The sequence below is a fragment of the Mesorhizobium sp. Root102 genome, assembly GCF_001425625.1.
Classification (GTDB): domain Bacteria; phylum Pseudomonadota; class Alphaproteobacteria; order Rhizobiales; family Rhizobiaceae; genus Mesorhizobium.
This window is the reverse complement of sequence record NZ_LMCP01000004.1, coordinates 17,187-35,716: the sequence shown is the minus strand read 5'-3', so window position 1 is coordinate 35,716 and position 18,530 is coordinate 17,187. Positions and strand designations below refer to the sequence as shown.

General features: G+C 62.7%; 13 protein-coding genes and 1 pseudogene. 3 read left to right on the top strand and 11 right to left on the bottom strand.

Annotated features, from left to right (window positions below; all coding sequences use genetic code 11):
• Positions 1-29 precede the first annotated feature (29 nt).
• The 4 genes from preA to ASD12_RS05700 all read right to left on the bottom strand — a co-directional run bounded on the left by preA (position 30) and on the right by ASD12_RS05700 (position 4,417).
• Positions 30-1,343: an NAD-dependent dihydropyrimidine dehydrogenase subunit PreA gene (preA, locus tag ASD12_RS05715; RefSeq protein ID WP_056582784.1), complete on the bottom strand. Its 1,314-nt coding sequence runs from the start codon at positions 1,341-1,343 to the stop codon at positions 30-32.
• A gap of 12 nt (positions 1,344-1,355) precedes the next feature.
• A complete protein-coding gene (locus tag ASD12_RS05710; RefSeq protein WP_056582783.1) occupies positions 1,356-2,198 on the bottom strand; it encodes a methyltransferase domain-containing protein in 843 nt (280 codons plus the stop codon).
• A gap of 5 nt (positions 2,199-2,203) precedes the next feature.
• Positions 2,204-3,559, bottom strand: a complete 1,356-nt coding sequence (locus ASD12_RS05705; protein WP_056582781.1) for an NAD(P)-dependent oxidoreductase — start codon at positions 3,557-3,559, stop codon at positions 2,204-2,206.
• Positions 3,560-3,688: 129 nt separating this feature from the next.
• Entirely contained in the window at positions 3,689-4,417 is a 729-nt protein-coding gene (locus ASD12_RS05700; RefSeq protein ID WP_056583079.1) for a gamma-glutamylcyclotransferase, read from the bottom strand.
• 173 nt (positions 4,418-4,590) lie between these two features.
• Between ASD12_RS05700 and ASD12_RS05695 the strand changes: the two genes are divergently transcribed.
• Positions 4,591-5,367, top strand: a complete 777-nt coding sequence (locus tag ASD12_RS05695) for a VOC family protein (RefSeq protein WP_056582779.1) — start codon at positions 4,591-4,593, stop codon at positions 5,365-5,367.
• A 44-nt stretch (positions 5,368-5,411) separates the two neighbouring features.
• Here the strand turns inward: ASD12_RS05695 and ASD12_RS05690 are convergent, their stop codons facing one another.
• Positions 5,412-5,900, bottom strand: a complete 489-nt coding sequence (locus tag ASD12_RS05690) for a hypothetical protein (protein ID WP_056582776.1) — start codon at positions 5,898-5,900, stop codon at positions 5,412-5,414.
• 203 nt (positions 5,901-6,103) lie between these two features.
• Here ASD12_RS05690 and ASD12_RS05685 point away from each other — a divergent pair, with 203 nt between their 5' ends.
• Positions 6,104-6,496, top strand: coding sequence for a DoxX family protein (locus ASD12_RS05685; protein ID WP_056582774.1), 393 nt, complete (start codon positions 6,104-6,106; stop codon positions 6,494-6,496).
• Positions 6,497-6,581: 85 nt separating this feature from the next.
• Here the strand turns inward: ASD12_RS05685 and ASD12_RS05680 are convergent, their stop codons facing one another.
• Positions 6,582-9,023: an FAD-dependent oxidoreductase gene (locus ASD12_RS05680; protein ID WP_056582772.1), complete on the bottom strand. Its 2,442-nt coding sequence runs from the start codon at positions 9,021-9,023 to the stop codon at positions 6,582-6,584.
• A gap of 86 nt (positions 9,024-9,109) precedes the next feature.
• Positions 9,110-10,648, bottom strand: a complete 1,539-nt coding sequence (locus ASD12_RS05675; protein WP_056582770.1) for a trimethylamine methyltransferase family protein — start codon at positions 10,646-10,648, stop codon at positions 9,110-9,112.
• Between the two features lie 217 nt (positions 10,649-10,865).
• On the opposite strand from ASD12_RS05675, the gene ASD12_RS05670 reads away from it, so the two are divergent.
• Entirely contained in the window at positions 10,866-11,456 is a 591-nt protein-coding gene (locus ASD12_RS05670) for a transglycosylase SLT domain-containing protein (RefSeq protein WP_056582768.1), read from the top strand.
• Positions 11,457-12,039: 583 nt separating this feature from the next.
• On the opposite strand, the pseudogene ASD12_RS05665 reads toward ASD12_RS05670, so the two are convergent.
• The 4 genes and pseudogenes from ASD12_RS05665 to ASD12_RS05650 all read right to left on the bottom strand — a co-directional run.
• A pseudogene (locus tag ASD12_RS05665) lies at positions 12,040-14,229 on the bottom strand (ABC transporter ATP-binding protein); the annotation flags it as partial.
• 67 nt (positions 14,230-14,296) lie between these two features.
• Positions 14,297-15,454 carry an ABC transporter permease gene (locus tag ASD12_RS05660; RefSeq protein ID WP_056582764.1) on the bottom strand — a complete coding sequence of 386 codons (1,158 nt, stop codon included), beginning with the start codon at positions 15,452-15,454 and terminating at the stop codon, positions 14,297-14,299.
• A gap of 12 nt (positions 15,455-15,466) precedes the next feature.
• Positions 15,467-16,501, bottom strand: coding sequence for an ABC transporter permease (locus ASD12_RS05655; RefSeq protein ID WP_082525270.1), 1,035 nt, complete (start codon positions 16,499-16,501; stop codon positions 15,467-15,469).
• 227 nt (positions 16,502-16,728) lie between these two features.
• Positions 16,729-18,381: an ABC transporter substrate-binding protein gene (locus tag ASD12_RS05650; protein WP_056582762.1), complete on the bottom strand. Its 1,653-nt coding sequence runs from the start codon at positions 18,379-18,381 to the stop codon at positions 16,729-16,731.
• Positions 18,382-18,530: the final 149 nt, after the last annotated feature.

Here is an 18,530-nt window from a genome sequence, read left to right as displayed (position 1 = left end):
GAAGGCGCCGCTTTTTCGTCGAGGCTCCCCTACTCCGCCGCCACCTTGGCCATCGGATTGTTCGGGTGCGTCGTCCAGTTGGCGTAGATCGGCGACACCGGCTTGCCGGTGCGCTGGTCCATTACGCCGGCGGCCAGCGGCTCCATGGTGATGCAGTTCTCGACCGGGCAGACATTGACGCACAGATTGCAGCCGACGCATTCGGCCTCGATGACCTCGAAGTGCCTAGTACCGTCGACCATGCTGGTGATCGCCTGGTGCGAAGTATCCTCGCAGGCGATGTGGCAGCGGCCGCATTTGATGCAGGCGTCCTGGTCGATACGCGCCTTGGCGACGTAGTTGAGGTTGAGATACTGCCAGTCGGTGACGTTGGGCGTGGCGCGGCCGACGATGTCGTCGAGCGAGGCATGGCCTTTCTCGTCCATCCAGTTTTCCAGACCGGCGATCATCTCCTGCACGATCTTGAAGCCATAGGTCATCGCCGCCGTGCAGACCTGCACGTTGCCGGCGCCGAGCGCCATGAACTCGGTCGCGTCGCGCCAGGTGGTGATGCCGCCGATGCCGGAGATAGGCAGGCCGTGGGTTTCCGGATCGCGCGCGATCTCAGCCACCATGTTCATGGCGATCGGCTTCACCGCCGGACCGCAATAGCCGCCATGCGAGCCCTTGCCGTCGATGGTCGGCTGCGGCGCGAAGTTGTCGAGGTCGACGCCTGTGATCGAGTTGATGGTGTTGATCAGCGACACGGCGTCGGTGCCGCCGGCGTGTGCTGCACGCGCAGGCTTGCGCACATCGGTGATGTTGGGCGTCAGCTTGGTGATGACAGGCATGCGGGTGTTCTGCTTGCACCAGCGCACCACCATTTCGATATATTCCGGCACCTGGCCGACTGCGGCACCCATGCCGCGTTCCGACATGCCGTGCGGACAGCCGAAATTGAGTTCGATGCCGTCGGCCTCCGTCTCCTCGACCACCGGCAGGATCGCCTTCCAGGCCTCCTCGACGCAAGGCACCATCAGCGAGACGACGATGGCGCGATCAGGCCAGTCCTTCTTGACCTGCTTGATCTCGCGCAGATTGACCTGCAGGTCGCGGTCGGTGATCAGCTCGATGTTGTTGAGGCCGAGCAGTCGGCGGTCGGCGCCCCAGATCGCGCCATAGCGAGGGCCATTGACGTTGACCACCGGCGGGCCTTCCTCGCCCAGCGTCTTCCACACCACACCGCCCCAGCCGGCCTTGAAGGCGCGGATGACGTTGTAGGCCTTGTCGGTCGGCGGCGCCGAGGCCAGCCAGAACGGATTTGGCGATTTGATGCCGACGAAATTGTTGCGGATGTCTGCCATGACAGGTCCCTTTCAGCCGAGACGTAGGATCAATTCGACGGGTGCGAGAATGCCGCCTTCAAGCGCGGCGGTGAGGTTGGCGATCTTGGTGCGGGCATCCTCGCCCATGATCAGGCCGACGCCGGGCGGCGGCTTCTTGCCTTCCGCTTGCGCGGCGGTCATGCGTGCACGGACCTCTGCAAAGAACTTGATGGCGAAGGCGCCGCGTGGTCGCTCAGCAGTCACCGAGAATCCCGCAGCCGTCGCCGCCGAGCGATAGTCATCCGGCGTGGCAACGAAGGACATGGTTTCATCAGTTGCCCATGGCAGCGGATAGGTCAGCGCGCCGTCCTTCAGCCTCATCACATCATAGACGGCAAAAACGCCGCCCGGCTTGAGCACACGAGCAGTTTCGCTCATCAGCTTCGCCTTGTCGGGAAGGTTCATACCGACATGCAGGATGATTGCCGCATCGAAACTGTCATCCGCGAATGGCATGCCCAGCGCGCTGCCTTGAACGAAGCGCGTCTTGCCAGCCATTCCCGTTCGCTTCGACAGGCTTGTCGCGATATCGACATAGCTCTGCGTCAGGTCGATACCGGTGACCTCAGCGCCTGCGTTATTCGCGACAAAGCGGGCCGGACCGCCGATGCCAGATCCGATATCAAGAAGCTTGATTGCGGGCTTGAGGTCCATCTGATCGACGAGTTCTTTGGTGGCGGCCACGCCGCCAATATGGAATTCATCGGCCGCTTCGAGATCGCCGGCGCGCAGATGGGCAACGTCCACTCCCGTGTCGGCGAGCGCGGCAATGATCCGCTCCTCCAGACCCGATATGTCGTAGTGACGGGCGATGCCCGGTTCCATCGTGGCCATGATCCCTATCCCCGCGTCAGACTCCTGTTGATGCTCTCCGCCGCGTCGCGGCCTTGCGCGACCGCCGAGACGGTGAGGTCGTCGCCACCGAAGATGCAGTCGCCGCCGGCCCATACCCTGGCCAGCGACGTGCGCCCTTCCGCATCAACCTTGATGCGGCCGGCCTCGAGGCCGATCGAAACACCGCTTCCGTTAAGCGCTGCCGGCACAAAGCTCTGGCCGATCGCCTTGAACACCTGGTCGGCAACGAGCGTCAGCGTCTCGCCGGTGCCAGCGAGCTGGTCGCCGTTCATGGCGGTGTATTCGAGTTCGATGGCCGACACCTTGCCGCCGTCGGCGATTACCCGCTTCGGCTGCAGCCAGTGGCGGATGGTGACGCCGTTGGCGGCAGCCAGATCCTGCTCGAACTCGGAAGCATTCATGTGCTCCTGGCCGCGCCGGTAGCAGATCGTCACCTCCTCCGCGCCGAGCAGTTTCGACTGCACGGCGGCATCGATCGCCGTCATGCCGCCGCCGATGACGACGACGCGGCGGCCAACCGGCAGGCCGGAAAGGTCACTGGCCTGACGCAGGTCGGCAATGAACTCGACCGCATTGATGACGCCGTCGGCGTCCTCGCCATCGGCACGCAGCGCATTGACCCCGCCAAGCCCCATACCGAGAAACACCGCGTCGTAATTGCGGATCAGATCGGACAGCTGGTAATCGCGGCCGAGCGCCTTGCCGTTCTGGATGTCGATGCCGCCGATCGCGGTGACGTAGTCGACTTCGGCCTGGGCGAAATTGTCGACGCTCTTGTAGGCCGCGATGCCGTATTCGTTGAGGCCGCCGGCCTTCGGGCGCGCCTCCAGGATGGTCACGTCATGGCCGTGGCGGGCGAGCCGGTGCGCGGCGGCAAGGCCCGCCGGCCCGGCGCCGACCACTGCGACTGTCTTTCCGGTCGGCTCGGCACGCGGATAGAACTGCTTGTTCTCGCCCATGGCGATGTCGGTGGCATAGCGCTGCAGGCGGCCGATCTGCACCGGCTTGCCTTCCGCCACCTCGCGCACGCAAACTTCCTCGCACAGCGTCTCGGTTGGGCAGACCCGAGCGCACATGCCGCCCAGGATGTTCTGGTCGAAGATGGTCTTGGCCGAACCGATCGGGTTGCCGGTCGAGATCTGGCGGATGAACAGCGGAATGTCGATCGAGGTCGGGCATGCGTTCATGCACGGCGCGTCATAGCAGAAGTAGCAGCGGTCGGATTCGACCAGCGCTTCATGGTGATCGAGCGGCGGATGCAAGTCGGAGAAATTTTCCGCATACTGGTCGGCCGAGAGCCTGCCGCCTGCAATGCCTTCCCTGAATTGGCCTTCTGGCATCGTCAGTTCCCCTTGTTTTGTTTTGGAGAAAGCTAGCACGTTTTATTTTTTTATCAATTGGTCAATTTTCGGCGCAAGCCTCTGAAAAGGCTCGACAATAACATGATTTTTTTACTCATGTTATGGCGACTACGGCTGCCTTTGCAGCGGGAGGGAATGGCCGGGCTCAAGTCCGTGGCCATGGATAGCCCTGACCTCATCGGCGACCAGCTGCTGCAACCGCCACAGGTTGCGGTCGTGGATGCCGAACGATTCGAGGTGGCTGACCGTGTTGTAGAGATATTCGGCGCCGGATCCGATATGCCCGCAGGCCCTGGCCAGCACGCTCGCCACTCTGTCCAGCGGCTGGTTCAGCGACGTTCCCCTGCCCTTCACGCCGACCCAGAAGCCAAGCGCGCGCAGCGCACCTTGCGCCGAATGCACCGGCAGCCACCTGACCGTGTCGATGCTTTCGTGGTCGCTGATCTCGCGCCGCAGCAGCCTTTCGATCTGGGCCGGCTTTTCGCCCTCCGGCAAGCGGTAGATCACCCCGTTGCAGCGTCCCCCCCGTTCGAGCGCCATCATCAAACCCGGCTGCTCGGCGCTGCCGCGCCAGCGCACCATGTCGAGGCAGAAAGAGCGGTGCCAGCCAAAGGCGGTGGCGAGCTGTTGCTCGACCGACTCGAATTCCGGCTTCCAGATCAGCGACCCATAGGCGAACACCCATAGCGGCCCCTCGTCGGCTTCCTCGGACAGCCGCAAGGCAAGGGTCCGGAAATCCTCGTCGTTCAACTCCGTCCAACTCGGGTCCGGACCGGGATCGGCCTCCTCCCGGTGGCACAGTGCGACAAGCTCGGGCGTGAGCGACATCAAGCGCATGAACGACATCCCCTCATTGCCGCAGAGAAATCGAAAACCGCTCGGCGTGCAAGCCTCGGAACGCTTGCCGCGGTTCGACCATTACTGTCCGGGCGGTGTCGGATTTCCGTCGTGAGGATCGTCCTATGATGGATCGGACGACGATCGATGCATGAAAGGTGAGGAGACCGAAAATGCCAAAAGCCCCGATGCCCTTCTTCTGGTACGAATTGATGACATCAGATCTCGACGCCGCCGAGGCGTTCTACCCCAAGGTGGTCGGCTGGACGGCGCAGCCATTCGACGTGGCGCCCGGCATGCCGCGCTATGTCGTCATGAATGTCGGCGTGCGTGGCGTCGGCGGCCTGATGACGATGCCGGAGGATGCCGCCAAGATGGGCATGCCGCCCGCCTGGCTCGGCTATATCCACACCAAGGATGTCGATACCTCGACGGCATCGCTGGAGAAAGCCGGCGGCGCCGTTCGCCGCCAGCCCGACGACATTCCAGGCGTCGGCCGCTTTGCCGTCGTCGCCGATCCGCAGGGCGCGACGTTCATGTTCCTGCAGCCGAACGGCCCGGACCAGCCTGTCGTGCCGGCCAGCACGCCGGGCCATATCGGCTGGCACGAGCTTTACACGAGCGACTGGAAGGCCGCGTTCGATTTCTATTCCGACCAGTTCGGTTGGGCCGATGCCGGCGATTTCGACATGGGCCCGATGGGCACCTACCAGACCTTCACGGCCGGCCCCGAATCCGGCGGCGGCATCATGAACAAGCCAGAGCAGATTCCGGTCCCGGTGTGGCAGTTCTATTTCAACGTTCCAGCCATCGATGCCGCGGCCAAACGGGTGACCGACAATGGCGGCAAGATTCTGATGGGGCCGATGGAGGTCCCCGGCGGCAGTTGGATCGTCCAGTGCCAGGACCCGCAAGGCGCTCATTTCGCCTTGATGGCGCCGGTGCGATAAGGTGTTCGTGCGACCTGCCGATGTTTAACCGTGCCGGCGCCTGTTCACTCCGGCGCCAGCACCGCCACCTTCAGGTTCGCCTTTTTCGCACCGCTCAACTGGACGGTGGCCGGACCGGACGCAAGCTTGAAGCGCACGCTCTTGCGGATGCCTGGGCAGGTTTTCACCCCGCTATAACCCGTCGACTTGATGGCGTGGCCATCCTGGATGACATCAACCCAGGCCTCGCCCGACAGGCTGATCTGGATTGCTCCGTCATCCGGTACCTCCACGCTGGCGACAGCACCAAATGTGCCTGACGCGGGGGCACGTTCGGGCGCCAGCGCGAAGCCGGCCTTCTCCACCGGCACCAGTGCCAGATCCGCGGCAGCGCCCACCGCCAGCGCCGCTCCGGACGGTGTTGCCGGGGCGGCGGCAAACAGCGCCTGCTCCCGCGTTACCGGCCATTTGAAGGCCTCGCAGCCGGCGTCCTCGGCCATGGCGAAGCTGGTGCCTGCAAGGATTGCGAACAGGCTGATGACGACTTTCTTCATGGCAAAGGGAACCCACCTGATTTGAAATATCCGCACATTAATACAACCATAGAGATATGAGTGCAACCCTGACGTGAGAAATATGGAAAGTCGGATTGGGGAAAGATTTCCAATCACCGATTGTTGATGGCAGGCCGTGGGAAGTGAATGGTCCATTTCCGGGCGATAATCTATGGCCGATCCGAAGCTAAAATGGAGTTTGCATGAAGCTTTTCGAAAGCCTCGCCAAGTATAAGCCGCAGGCTCTGGGCGTGCTGCGCATCATGACCGCGCTGCAGTTCATCGAACACGGCAGCCAGAAACTGTTCAATTTCCCGGTCAGCGACCACGCCGGTGCTTTGAGCGGGCTGGCACTCACCTCCGGCATCCTCGAATTCGCTGGCGGCATTCTGCTGGCGTTGGGGCTGTTCACCCGACCGGTCGCGTTCCTTCTGGCCGGCGAAATGGCGATCGCCTATTTCATGGCGCACTTCCCGCGCGACTTCTTCCCGGTCAACAACGGCGGCGATGCGGCGATCTCGTTCTGCTTCATCTTCCTCTATCTGGTATTTGCCGGCGCCGGCGCATTTGCGGTGGACAACCGCCGCAACGCCTGACTCCAGAAAGAGGATGCGCAGCGCTTTTGGGACAACGACATGCACAAAACAGGTATCTGAAGCGCATCGGCAAAGCCGAAGCGCTTCAGGCGCGCATCCTTTCGAAATTGGCGTCGAACAGCGGCGCCGCCTGCATGCGCGCCGCATGGCGTTTGCCCAGCAACTCGATCTCGAAGCCATCGCTCTCGTCGGCGATCTCCTTCGGCACGTAGCCGACGGCGACGGATTTCTTCGAATGATGCGCGTAGCCGCCCGAGGTCACCCAGCCGCGCACCGCACCATCGAACCAGATCGGCTCGTCGCCGATGACATCGGCATCGTCGGCATCGACGATGAAGGCGCGCAGGCGCAATTTGCCGCCCTGCTTGCGCTCGGCGAGTGCCGCGGCCTTGCCGATGAAATCGGCATCCTTGCCGTAGGCGACGAAGCGGTCGAGCCCGGCTTCCAGCGGTCCGTAGATAGGCCGGTATTCGCGTGCCCATGAGCCATAGTTCTTTTCCAGCCGCAGCGCGTTGAGCGCGCGCGAGCCGAACAGGCCGATGCCGAATTCCTCGCCGGCTGCCGTCAGGGCCTGGAATGCGGCGCGCTGATACTCCGGCGTCACCCAGATCTCATAGCCGAGATCGCCGGTGTAGCTGACGCGGCCGACCAGGCACGGCGCCATGCCGATATCCATCCTGCCAATGGCCATGAACGGAAATGCCGTATTGGAGACATCCGAGCGTGTGGCCTTTTCCAGCACATCGCGCGCCTTCGGCCCGGCGATCGACAGACCGGTGAGCTTCGCGCCCAGCGCCTCAATGTGCACCGAACCATCATCAGGCAGGTGCTTCTCGAACCAGCGCATATGGTATTGCTCGGCGATCCCGGAGCCGGCGAGGAACCAGCCTTCCCCATCTCGATCAAGAGGGCCGAGATTGGACAGCGTGAAGTCGCCGATCAGTCTGCCGTCTTCCTTCAGCATCGGCGCCAGCGTCATGCGACCGGGCTTGGGCAGCTTGCAGGCAAGCATCCGGTCGAGCCAGGCGGCCGCCCCCACGCCCGTCACCTTGTATTTGGCGAAGCTCGAAATCTCGGACAGGCCGACACCGTCGCGAACCGTTGCGACCTCGTTGGCAACTTGGGTGAAGTCGCTCGAGCGGCGCCAGGAGAATTCGTCCTTGACGCCCTCGGGCGCGTACCAGAGCGGCACCTCCAGCCCATAGGCAACGCCCCATTGCGCACCCTTGGCCGACAGCAGGTCATAGACCGGCGTCGTCTTCAGCGGCCGTCCTGCTGGCAGCTCCTCATTGGGGAAGCGGATCGAGAATCGCCTGGAATAGTTCTCGCGCACCTTGGCGTTGGTGTAAGCCATCGTCGCCCAATCGCCATAGCGTGCGACATCCATCGCCCAGATATCGGCGCCGGGATCGCCCTCGATCATCCAGTTCGACAAGGCGAGGCCAACGCCGCCGCCCTGCGAAAAACCGGCCATGACACCGCAGGCGACCCAGAAGCCAGGCAGCCCGCGCACCGGTCCGACCAGCGGGTTGCCGTCCGGCGCGAAGGTGAAGGGCCCGTTGATGATCTGCTTGATGCCGGTGTTCTGGAAGGCCGGGAAGTGCCGGAACCCGACCTCCAGCGACGGCGCGATGCGGTCGATGTCGGGCGCCAGCAATTCATGGCCGAAATTCCACGGCGTCTGGTATTCGGACCATGGCTTGTTGGCCTTTTCATAGGTGCCCATCAGCATGCCGCCGCGCTCCTGGCGCAGGTAGAGCTCGCCATCGAAATCGACCGCGTGGATGATCTCGGTGCCGGTCTTGGCGTTCCAGGCGGCGACCTCCGGCATATCCTCGGTGATCAGGTACATGTGCTCCATGGCCAGCACCGGCAGTTCGAGGCCGACCATGCGGCCGACCTCGCGCGCCCACAGGCCGCCGGCATTGACGACATGCTCGGCCACCACTTCGCCCCTGTTGGTGATAACCCGCCACAGCCCGTCGGAGCGCCGCACGATGTCCTCGACCTTGGTGAATCGCTCGACCTCGGCGCCCAGCTTGCGCGCCGCCTTGGCATAGGCGTGGGTGACGCCCGAGGGATCGAGATGGCCGTCCTCCTTGTTTCTGACGGCACCGACGAACTGCTTGGGATCGAGCAGCGGCATCAGCTCGGCCGCTTCGTTGGGCGAGATTTCCTCGAGCTCGATGCCGAGATAGCGGCCCTTGGCAACGACACCGCGCAGCCAGTCCAGCCGTGCCTCGGTCGCCGCCAGAAGCACGCCGCCGGTCAGATGCACGCCGGTCGCCTGGCCGGAAAGCTCCTCGATCTCCTTGTAGAGACTGATCGTGTATTTCTGCAGCTTGGCTACGTTGGGGTCGCCATTGATCGTATGCATGCCGCCGGCCGCGTGCCAGGTCGAGCCGGATGTCAGTTCGTCGCGCTCCAGCAGCACAACATCGGTCCAGCCGTGGCGGGCGAGATGGAACAGCACGGAGCACCCGACGACGCCACCGCCAATGACCACGACCTTTGCATGCGATTTCATGGATTTTTCCTGATATCAGTGAGTTGGATGGGTGAGATGAATCGGATCGGGAGGAGCCAGGCCGCACGCGTGCAAACCTGTGACCATCACGGCTCGCCCTGCCCGATCGCTTCCTTGCGCCTGGCCATGTAAGCCTCCAGCGCCTCGCGCACGGCGATATCCATCACCGGCTCGACATAGTCTTCCAGCGCCTTCTTCCACAGCCGCGTCGCCCGCGCCGTGGCGTCGAGCCCGCCGGCCTCCTGCCAGGCTTCGTAATTCTGCCAGTTGGACAGCATCGGCTGATAGAAGGCGGTGGCGTAGCGCTCGAGCGTATGCGGCTCGCCGAAGAAATGCCCGCCGGTCGGCACCGCGCCAAGCGCCTCGACGGCAAGTTCCGCCTCGTTGACCTCGATCGGGCGCAGAAACTCCATCATGTGCTGGATCATCTCGACATCGATGATGAGTTTTTCGAACGACGCCGTCAGCCCTCCCTCCTGCCAGCCGGCGGCGTGGTAGGCGAGATTGCCGTGGCCGAGCACCGCGCCCCACAGCGCCATCAGCGTCTCATAGGCGCCTTGTGCATCGGCGGCGTTGGAGGCCGAGCCCGGCGTAGTGCGGTACGGAAGCCGATAGCGCCGCGCCAACTGCCCTGACGCAATATTGGCCTTGGTGTTCTCAGGCGTGCCGAAGGCTGGCGCGCCCGACTTCATGTCGACATTGGAGGTGAAGGCGCCATACATGACCGGCGCGCCCGGACGGACAAGCTGCGTCAGCACGACCCCGAACAGCGCCTCGGCGTTCTGCTGCGCCAGCGCGCCTGCCAGCGTCACCGGGCTCATCGCCCCCATCAGCGTGAACGGCGTCACCGCCACCGACTGGCCGAACTCGGCCATGGTCATCAGTCCTTCGGCCATCATCTCGTCGAAGCGGCGCGGCGAGTTGACCGAGATGATGGTGGCGATGCCGGGATCGTCGCGCATCTGGTCAAGCGTCAACCCACGCGCGATGGCCATCATCTCGATGCCGTCCAGTGCCCTGCCCCGGCCGATCGCCGAGACATGGAAACTCTTGTCGGTCAGCGTCAGATTGGTGAAATAGGTGTCGAGATGGCGCGAGTTTGCCGGCAGTTCCACCGGCGCGCAGACCTGGTTGCCGAGCATGTGGATGCAGTTGAAATGCTGCGCCAGCCGGGTGAGATCCGAATAGTCGCGCAAATTGCCGGCGCGGCGGCCGCGCTCCATGTCGTGCACATTGGGCGGCCCGGCAACGAGTGTGAAATTGATCGTGTTGCCGCCGAGATGGATGGCATTGGCCGGATTGCGCGGCGTCAGCACGTAGCTGGACTGCGTGGTCTTCAGCGCCTCGTCGACCAGGCCGCGATCGATGCAGACATTCGCCGAGGCATGATCGATCCTGGCGCCGGCCTTCTCGAACAGCGCCAGCGCGCGCGGGCTCATCACCTCGATGCCGAAATTCTCCAGGATGTGCATCGACGCCTGGTGGATCTGCTCGATCTGGTCGGGCGACAGCATGGCCATCGGGGGATAGGGATTGGTCACCCGCCTGAGCGGCAGTTGCGGGATGGCCGACGGACCTCTGTTGCTGGTGCGCTCGGCGCCGCGTTTGCGTCTTGGTTCGTTCATGCTCGGCATCAAAGCCCCGGCAAACCAGCCAAGCTGTCAAAAATACGCCGTTTGCGGGCGTGATTTTAGCCACGGCGGCATTTCTGCAATATCTGTTTAGATAAAACGACAAGACATGTCGGATTACTGATGCTGGATTTCCTTGAGAGACTGCGCCGGCGAAGCGTTAACGGACGCTGCAAGATTCCCTTTATGATTTCGGCCTATTGCTCTGCCAATGCGTAGTTCGAGTTTTAGTAAAATTGGTGCGGTTTGCGTGCTGCTGGCGCTTTCGGCCTGCGCCACGCCGCCCAATCACATCAACAATGTCTGCGCCGTCTTCGACCAGAATGACGGCTGGTTCGACAACTGGCAGTCGGCCGCCGAGCGCACCCAGCAGAAATACGGCATCCCCGTTCCCGTGCTGATGGCGACGGTGCGCAAGGAATCCGGCTTCAAGAGCAACGCCCGGCCGCCACGCACCAAGCTTCTCGGCTTCATTCCGTGGAAGCACGTCTCGTCGGCCACCGGCTTCTCGCAGGCGCTGGACGGCACCTGGTCGCAATATCAGCGAGAGACCGGCAACTGGGCGGCGCGGCGGACGAAATTCGCCGATGCGGTCGATTTCGTCGGCTGGTATCATTCCAAGACATCAGACACTTACGGCGTCGCCCGCAACGACACCTACAATCTCTATCTCGCCTACTATCTCGGCTGGACCGCCTATGGCCGCGGCAACCGGGGAGATGCCGGCGTGCAGGGCTATGCCCGGGCCACCGAAAAGATGGCACGGGACTACGCGCAGCAATTGAACGAGTGCGGCAGCTAAATAGCGTCCGTTCCGGTCAGCGCGGCTTCTTGCCGAACACCTTGATGTATTCCGCCTCGCCGCCCTTGGCGAGCGCCTTGGCCTGCTTGACCCAGTCGTCGCGCTCGATGCGGCCATGGAATTTCAGATGGTCGTCAACCCATTCGCGCTCGGCCTTCTTCCACGCCGCGACCTGCGCATAGGTGAAGATGCCGAGGCCGTTCAGGATGCCCTCGATCTTTGGGCCAACGCCGGCGATCAGCTTCAGATCGTCCGGCTTGGCCGGCCTGGCGATGCCCGACGGGCGGTTCTTGTCGACAGCACTTGCGCCGGTCAGCCGGGCCGGCTCGGCAGTTCCGCTCGTCTTTGTCGCACCCTGGCCTGGTTTGGCCTGCCTCGTGGCTCGCCCAACAGCCGGTGCGACGCGTGCACTCTCCGCCTGACGGCCGTCACCAAGCGTTCTTGGCGTGAACGGCGCCGAGGTCGCGTTGGCATCCGTCGCGGGTGCGCCGGTTTCCGAAACCTCGTCGCGGACCTCGTGGCGGCGGGCTTTCGAAACGGCTTCGGTCTCCTCGGCAGCCAGCCCCACCGCATCGGCTTCCGCGCTGCCTGTCTTGCCATGCGGCCGGTTGGGTGGCGTGCCGACAAACCCAGGGCCATCGCCATGCGGCGCGTCTTCCGGCACACCCTCATTAGCCGCGTGTTCCTTGTCGAACTTGATCACCGGCTCCATCTTGGCCAGCACATCGTCGGAGAGCCAGCACAGGCTCATATGGCCGTCGCCGAGATGCTTGACCGGCGGCACCTTGGTCTCGCACAGATTGTCCGGCACCAGCTTCTTGTAGCCGCAGCGGGTCTGGAACGGACAGCCCGACGGCGGGTTCATTGCCGACGGAATGTCGCCTTCCAGCACGATGTGCCGCTTGACCACGCTGGTGTCGGCGATCGGGATCGCCGACAGCAGCGCCTCGGTATAGGGGTGATAGGGCGGTGCGAAGATCTGGTCGGTCGTGCCCTGCTCGACGATGTAGCCCAGATACATCACGACGACGCGGTCGGCGATGTAGCGCACGACGGACAGATCGTGGCTGATGAACAGCATCGTCGTCTTGTTCTTGCGCTGGATGTCCATCAGCAGTTCGGTCACCGCCGCCTGCACGGACACGTCGAGCGCCGAGACCGGCTCGTCGGCTACCACCACCTTGGCGTCGCCGGCAAAGGCACGCGCCACGCCAATGCGCTGCTTCTGGCCGCCCGAAAGCTGCCGCGGCTTGCGGGTCTCGAACGCCCGCGGCAGCTTCACCAGGTCGAGCAGTTCCAGCATGCGCTTGCGGCGATCGGCAACCGTCTTGCCTACATTGAACTTCTCCAGCGTGCGGATGATCTGCGAACCGACCGAATGGCTGGGATTGAGCGTGTCGAACGGATTCTGGAACACCATCTGGATCGACGATACGGTTTCGACACTGCGCTTCTCGATGCCGGTCGACTGGATTTCCTTGTTGCCCAGCGTCACCTTGCCGGCACTTGCCGTCTCCAGCCCGAGCAGCACCTTGGCCAGAGTCGATTTTCCGCAGCCGGATTCGCCGACGATGGCAACGGTCTCGGATTCGCGCGCCGTGAACGAGATCGTCTCGTTGGCCTTGACGACGCGGCCTTCGCTCGAGCCGAACACCTCGCTGCCGCCGACCTTGTAGTATTTTCTCAGATCCTCGATCTTGAGCACCGGCGCACCGGGCACGACGCGCTCATTGACCTTCTTGGCGCCGGGCGGCAACGCGTCCCAGTCGATCTCGTTGAAACGCACGCAGCGCGAGAAATGGCCTTCGTGACCCGCGACCTCGATCATCGGGATTTCGGCGGCGTTGCAGACACCCTCGACGAAATGGTGGCAGCGCGGGCCGAAATTGCAGCCCTTGGGCCGCTCGTGCGGCAGCGGTAATTGGCCTGGGATCGAAATCAGCGGCCTTGAGTTCTTGTCGGCGCCCGGCAGCGGGATCGAGCGGAACAGCCCTTGCGTGTAGGGATGGCGCATCCGGTCGAACACGTCCTTGATCTTGCCGGTCTCGACCGCTTCCCCCGAATACATCACGGTGATGCGATCGCAGGTTTCCAGGATCAGGCCGAGATTGTGCGAGACAAAGATCATCGACGTGCCGAACTTCTCGCCGAGCCCCTTGACCAGGTCGACAATGCCCGCTTCCACCGTCACGTCCAGCGCCGTCGTCGGTTCGTCGAGCAGAAGCAGCGCCGGCTTCGACAGCAGCGCCATGGCAATGACGATGCGCTGCTGCTGGCCACCCGAAAGCTGGTGCGGATAGGAGCGCATCATGCGCTCGGGGTCGGGCAGCTTGACCGAGCGGACCATGTCGAGTGCGCGTTTGTAGGCCTCTTCCTTCGACACCTTGTCATGGATCAGCGGCACTTCCATCAACTGCTGGCCGACCTTCATCGCCGGGTTGAGGCTGGCCATCGGCTCCTGGTAGATCATCGCGATCTTGTTGCCGCGAATGGAACGCAACTCTTCGTCGGAGAGCTCGCCCATGTCCTTGCCCTGGAACTTGATCTTGCCGCCGACGATCTTCCCGATGTTGGAGAGGTCGCGCATGATGCCGAGCGACACGGTCGACTTGCCGCAGCCGGATTCGCCGACGATGCCCATCGCCTCGCCCGGCATGACGGTGCAGGAAAAATCCATGACGGCCGGGATCTCGCCCTTGCGGGTGAAGAAGGAGATCGACAGGTTCTCGATCTCGATGATCGGTTCTGAGGGATTTCGAACTGCCTCATTCATGGGTCGCTCCAATCCTGGTTCTTTCAGGCCTGATTCTCTCAGGCACGTCGGGTCGAAACCCGTGAGATCAGTCTTTCATCGATTGTTCGCGCAGCGAATCGGCGAGCAGGTTCAAGCCCAGCACGAACGACATCAGCGCGATCGTCGGCGGCAGCGCCGGGTGAATGAAGGAGCGCAGCAGGCGGCTGGCGTCCTTGATCGCGGTGCCCCAGTCCGGACTTTCCGGCGCCAGGCCTAGGCCGAAATAACCGAGCGTGCCGAGCAGGATCGTGGTGTAGCCGATACGCAGGCAGGCATCGACGATCAGCGGCCCGCGCGCATTGGGCAGGATCTCCCACAGCATGATGTACCAGGGCGATTCACCGCGCGTCTGCGCCGCCGCCACATAGTCGCGCGTCTTGATGTCCATCACCAGGCCGCGCACGATGCGGAACACGCCGGGGCTGGAGGCGAACACCACCGCCACGAAGATGTTGAGCTGGTTGGGATCGATATGGACGATGTGCAGCGGGTCCCTGTCGAACACAAGGCCGAGGTAGATCCAGCCGCCGAGGATCAGGGTGATGCCGAGCAGGATGTAAAGCCGGTCGGGCCGATTCTTGTAGCGCGTCCAGAACAGCACGCTGAAGAAGATGATCGGAAACAGGAAGAAGACGCCGGCCATGCCATAGGGGATCGGCGTGTCCATGATGCCAGGCGTCACCAGCAGGTAGAACAGCAGGATAACCGGGAAGGCGAGCACCAAATTGGCCAGGAACGACAACACGGTGTCGATCTTGCCGCCATAGTAGCCTGCCGGCAGGCCGAGCGTGATGCCGACCATCAGCGCGAAGCCGGTTGCGGCTGGTGCGATGATCAGCACGATCTGGCTGCCATAAACCATGCGCGAAAACACGTCGCGCGCCAGCTTGTCGCCGCCGAACAGATAGGTCAGGCCCGATTGCGGTTCGACAGCGCCCGGCAGCACGTCCTTCATGATGGGGATCTGGGCCAGCGGATCGAAGGGCGAGATGGTTGCGGCGAAGATTGCCGTGAACAGCCAGAACAGGCAGATGCCGACGCCGACGATGCCGACGCCGCTGTCGAAGAGCTGGCCGTAAAGCGCCAGCTTTTTCTTGTAGGCGAAGCTCGCCCCCATGACGATGAGGAGGGCGATCCAGACGGGCCAGAAGCGCGACAGCACTTCGAGAACGACGGTGAAGCCACTGATGTATTGAACCGGCATCCGCTTCGCCCCCTACTGAACTCTGATACGCGGATTGAGAAACGCGTAGCCGACATCGGAAATGAGCTGCGTGATCAAGACGATGAACACCGAGACCAGCGAGCAGCCGAGCAAAAGGTCGATGTCGTTGTTGCCGGCCGCCTCGACCAGCGTATAGCCGAACCCCTGGTAGCGGAACATCACCTCGACGATGACGACGCCGGTGAGCAGCCAGGGAAATTGCAGCATGATGACGGTGAAGGGCGCGATCAGCGCGTTGCGCAACGCGTGTTTGACCACCACGCTGCCGAACGAGAGCCCCTTCAATCGGGCGGTGCGGATATATTGCTGTGTCATAACCTCGACCATCGAAGCGCGCGTCATGCGGGCGATGTAGCCGATGCCGTAGATCGCCAACGTCATCACTGGCAGCGTGAAATTATAGAAGGTGATGCCCTGGCTGGCCGAGGCCGCCGAGCCGTTCAGCCAGCCGAGCCATGAGGCGAAGATGACGGTGAAGATGACGCCCGACACATATTCAGGCGTCGCCGTCGAGGCGATCGAGGCCACCGACAGAACACGGTCGGTTCGCGACCCCTCGCGCATGCCGGCAAGGATGCCGATCAGCAACGAGATCGGCACCATTACCACCAGCACCCAGAACATCAGGATGCCGGTGGCGCCGAGCGCGGGAAACAGTTTCGAGGCGACCGTTGCCTTGAACTTGGTCGAGCAGCCGAAATCGCCTTCGAGAACGCCGGAGAACGTCGAGACGAGCGGGTCGTTGCAGAAGGAGAAACGCTGGGCCGGCTTGCCGGTCGCCGGGTCGGTCACCGGCTGCTTGGGCACGAGGCCCAGCCACTGCCCATAGCGGACGAAGAAGTTCTGCCGGTAGCCATGGTTGACTAGCCAGCTCTCGAGCTGCTCGGCCGATGTGTGCATTTCGGTCTGGCTGATCGCCAGCTTCTTCAGATTGGGTTCGAGGTTGATCAGGAAGAAGACGACCATGGTCAGGCACAGCATCGTCAATGCCATGGTGCCAAGACGCCTGATAACGAAGGAAAGCATGGCGGCCCCCTGCCGATGGGTTGGGGTTCGAGCCGGCTATGAAAGCCAACCCTGCCGTGACCGGCAGGGCTGGCTGTCAAACAGGCCTTCGGATGCGATCAACCCTGTTTTTGTCGCATCACCTTGCCCGTGAGTCCGCAACTTTTTTGAGAAAGCGCGGACCAACAGGGACGGATGATGCAAAGAGCGACGGAAAGGGGCGACGCCCCTTCCCCTTGTCGGTGCGATCAAGCCTGGTCGAGCCAGACCTTGCCGTAGTCGCGCTCGAAGGTCGGGTGCATCTTGTAGTTCTGCACCGCCTTGACCGAGTGGCTGTAGAGCTTGCGCCAGTATGGCTGGATCAGGATGCCGGAATCCTGCAGGATCTGCTCGATGTCCTTCATCATTTCCTTGCGCTTGGCGGCGTCGGCAACGGCGAGCGCCGCATTGAGCTTGGCATCCCAGTCCGGGTTCGACCAACCGGCCTCATTCCAGGCCTCGCCGGTGCGGTAGGCGATGGCCAAGACCTGAACGCCGAGCGGGCGCATGTTCCAGTTGGTCATCGACAGCGGATACTTCGTCCAGTCGTTCCAGAACGTCGAACCCGGCAGAACGGTGCGCTTCACCTTGATACCGGCGTCGCGCAACTGAGCGGCGATGGCATCGCCGGTGTTCTTGTGCCAGTCTTCGTCGACGGTAATCAGCTCGTGTTCGAAGTCGGCCTGGCCGGCTTCCGCCATCAGCGCCTTCGCCTTGGCCGGATCACGGGCAATCTTGGGCAACTCGTAATATTCCGGATGGATCGAGCAGACATGGTGGTTCTCGGCGACCGAGCCGGCATTGCCGTAGCCAAGCTGGAGGACGACATTGTTGTCAACGCCAAGCTGCAGCGCGTTGCGCACCTTCTGGTCGCCATAGGGCTTGTTGTTGACGTTGGTGCGGCAGACGATGGTCGATGCGGTGACGATCTCCGACTTTACCAGGTCCATGCCGTCGAGGATCGACACGTAGTCGGCCGAGGTCTCGAAATTGGTGTGGACTTCGCCGGCTTCGAAAGCACTGACCATGGCCGCCGGATCGGTGCCGTAGTCGATGAATTCCAGCCCATCGAGGAACACTTCGCCATCCCACCACTTGTCGTCGGTGCGGCGCTTGTAGACCACTTTCTGGCCGACATCGTAGGAGACGAGCTCGAACGGGCCGGTGCCGATCGGGCAGGATTTGAAATCGCCGCCCTTCTCATCGAAGCTCTTGTGGACGATCAGGCCGGGATAGTCACACATGTTCGGGATCAACGCGATGTCGGGCTTGGTGAGCTTCAGCACCACCGTGTGATCGTCCGGCTTGGTGACAGCGCTTTCGTCGAGCTTGTCGTCCTTGACCAGTGAGCCGAGACGGCCGGGCATGGAATTGCCTTCGGCTTTCTTGTCGGCCCAGCGCTTCAGGTTGAAGATGACGTCATCGGCGGTGAAGGCATCGCCATTCGACCAGGTGACGCCCTTGCGCACATGCAACGTGTACTGCGTGGCGTCGTCGTTGACGTCCCAGCTCTCCAGCAGATAGGGCCGGAACGTGTATTCGGATGTGTACTTGACCAGCGGCTCGAGCGCCTGGCGCTCGGCATTGGCGATTTCCGACCAGTCGGCCTTGCGCGGGTCCTTGGGATCCTTGATCCACTGGGCGATCTTCAGCGTGCCGCCCTTCTTGCCTTTTACCTCTTCGGCCTTCGCCGGCGTCGGGTCGGCGAGGCCGAGCAAGCCGTAAGCCATTGCCGTCGACGCACCGAAGACGCTGGCCATGGCCAGGAATTCGCGGCGATCGACCTTGCCTGCCTTGGCTTCTTCGGCCATGGCCAGGATGTGATCCGGAACGCAATCGCCATTGCTCTTGTAAATTGTCATGACTTAACTCCCATTGTTGGCTTTCCGCCTTGTAACATTCCGCATCCAGGCCATGATGTCAAAGACGGCGTGGATTGAGAACATGTTAGCGAATGTGCAACTTTGAAAACGGAGCGGTTCGCGTGATAACGACAGTCTTGGCGCAAAAT

Excerpts from the sequence above, each read along its gene's own strand:
- preA (WP_056582784.1), bottom strand. The coding sequence starts at position 1,343 with ATGGCAGACATCCGCAACAATTTCGTCGGCATCAAATCGCCAAATCCG.
- ASD12_RS05710 (WP_056582783.1), bottom strand. The coding sequence starts at position 2,198 with ATGGCCACGATGGAACCGGGCATCGCCCGTCACTACGACATATCGGGT.
- ASD12_RS05705 (WP_056582781.1), bottom strand. The coding sequence starts at position 3,559 with ATGCCAGAAGGCCAATTCAGGGAAGGCATTGCAGGCGGCAGGCTCTCG.
- ASD12_RS05700 (WP_056583079.1), bottom strand. The coding sequence starts at position 4,417 with ATGCGCTTGATGTCGCTCACGCCCGAGCTTGTCGCACTGTGCCACCGG.
- ASD12_RS05695 (WP_056582779.1), top strand. The coding sequence starts at position 4,591 with ATGCCAAAAGCCCCGATGCCCTTCTTCTGGTACGAATTGATGACATCA.
- ASD12_RS05690 (WP_056582776.1), bottom strand. The coding sequence starts at position 5,900 with ATGAAGAAAGTCGTCATCAGCCTGTTCGCAATCCTTGCAGGCACCAGC.
- ASD12_RS05685 (WP_056582774.1), top strand. The coding sequence starts at position 6,104 with ATGAAGCTTTTCGAAAGCCTCGCCAAGTATAAGCCGCAGGCTCTGGGC.
- ASD12_RS05680 (WP_056582772.1), bottom strand. The coding sequence starts at position 9,023 with ATGAAATCGCATGCAAAGGTCGTGGTCATTGGCGGTGGCGTCGTCGGG.
- ASD12_RS05675 (WP_056582770.1), bottom strand. The coding sequence starts at position 10,648 with ATGAACGAACCAAGACGCAAACGCGGCGCCGAGCGCACCAGCAACAGA.
- ASD12_RS05670 (WP_056582768.1), top strand. The coding sequence starts at position 10,866 with ATGCGTAGTTCGAGTTTTAGTAAAATTGGTGCGGTTTGCGTGCTGCTG.
- ASD12_RS05660 (WP_056582764.1), bottom strand. The coding sequence starts at position 15,454 with ATGCCGGTTCAATACATCAGTGGCTTCACCGTCGTTCTCGAAGTGCTG.
- ASD12_RS05655 (WP_082525270.1), bottom strand. The coding sequence starts at position 16,501 with ATGCTTTCCTTCGTTATCAGGCGTCTTGGCACCATGGCATTGACGATG.
- ASD12_RS05650 (WP_056582762.1), bottom strand. The coding sequence starts at position 18,381 with ATGACAATTTACAAGAGCAATGGCGATTGCGTTCCGGATCACATCCTG.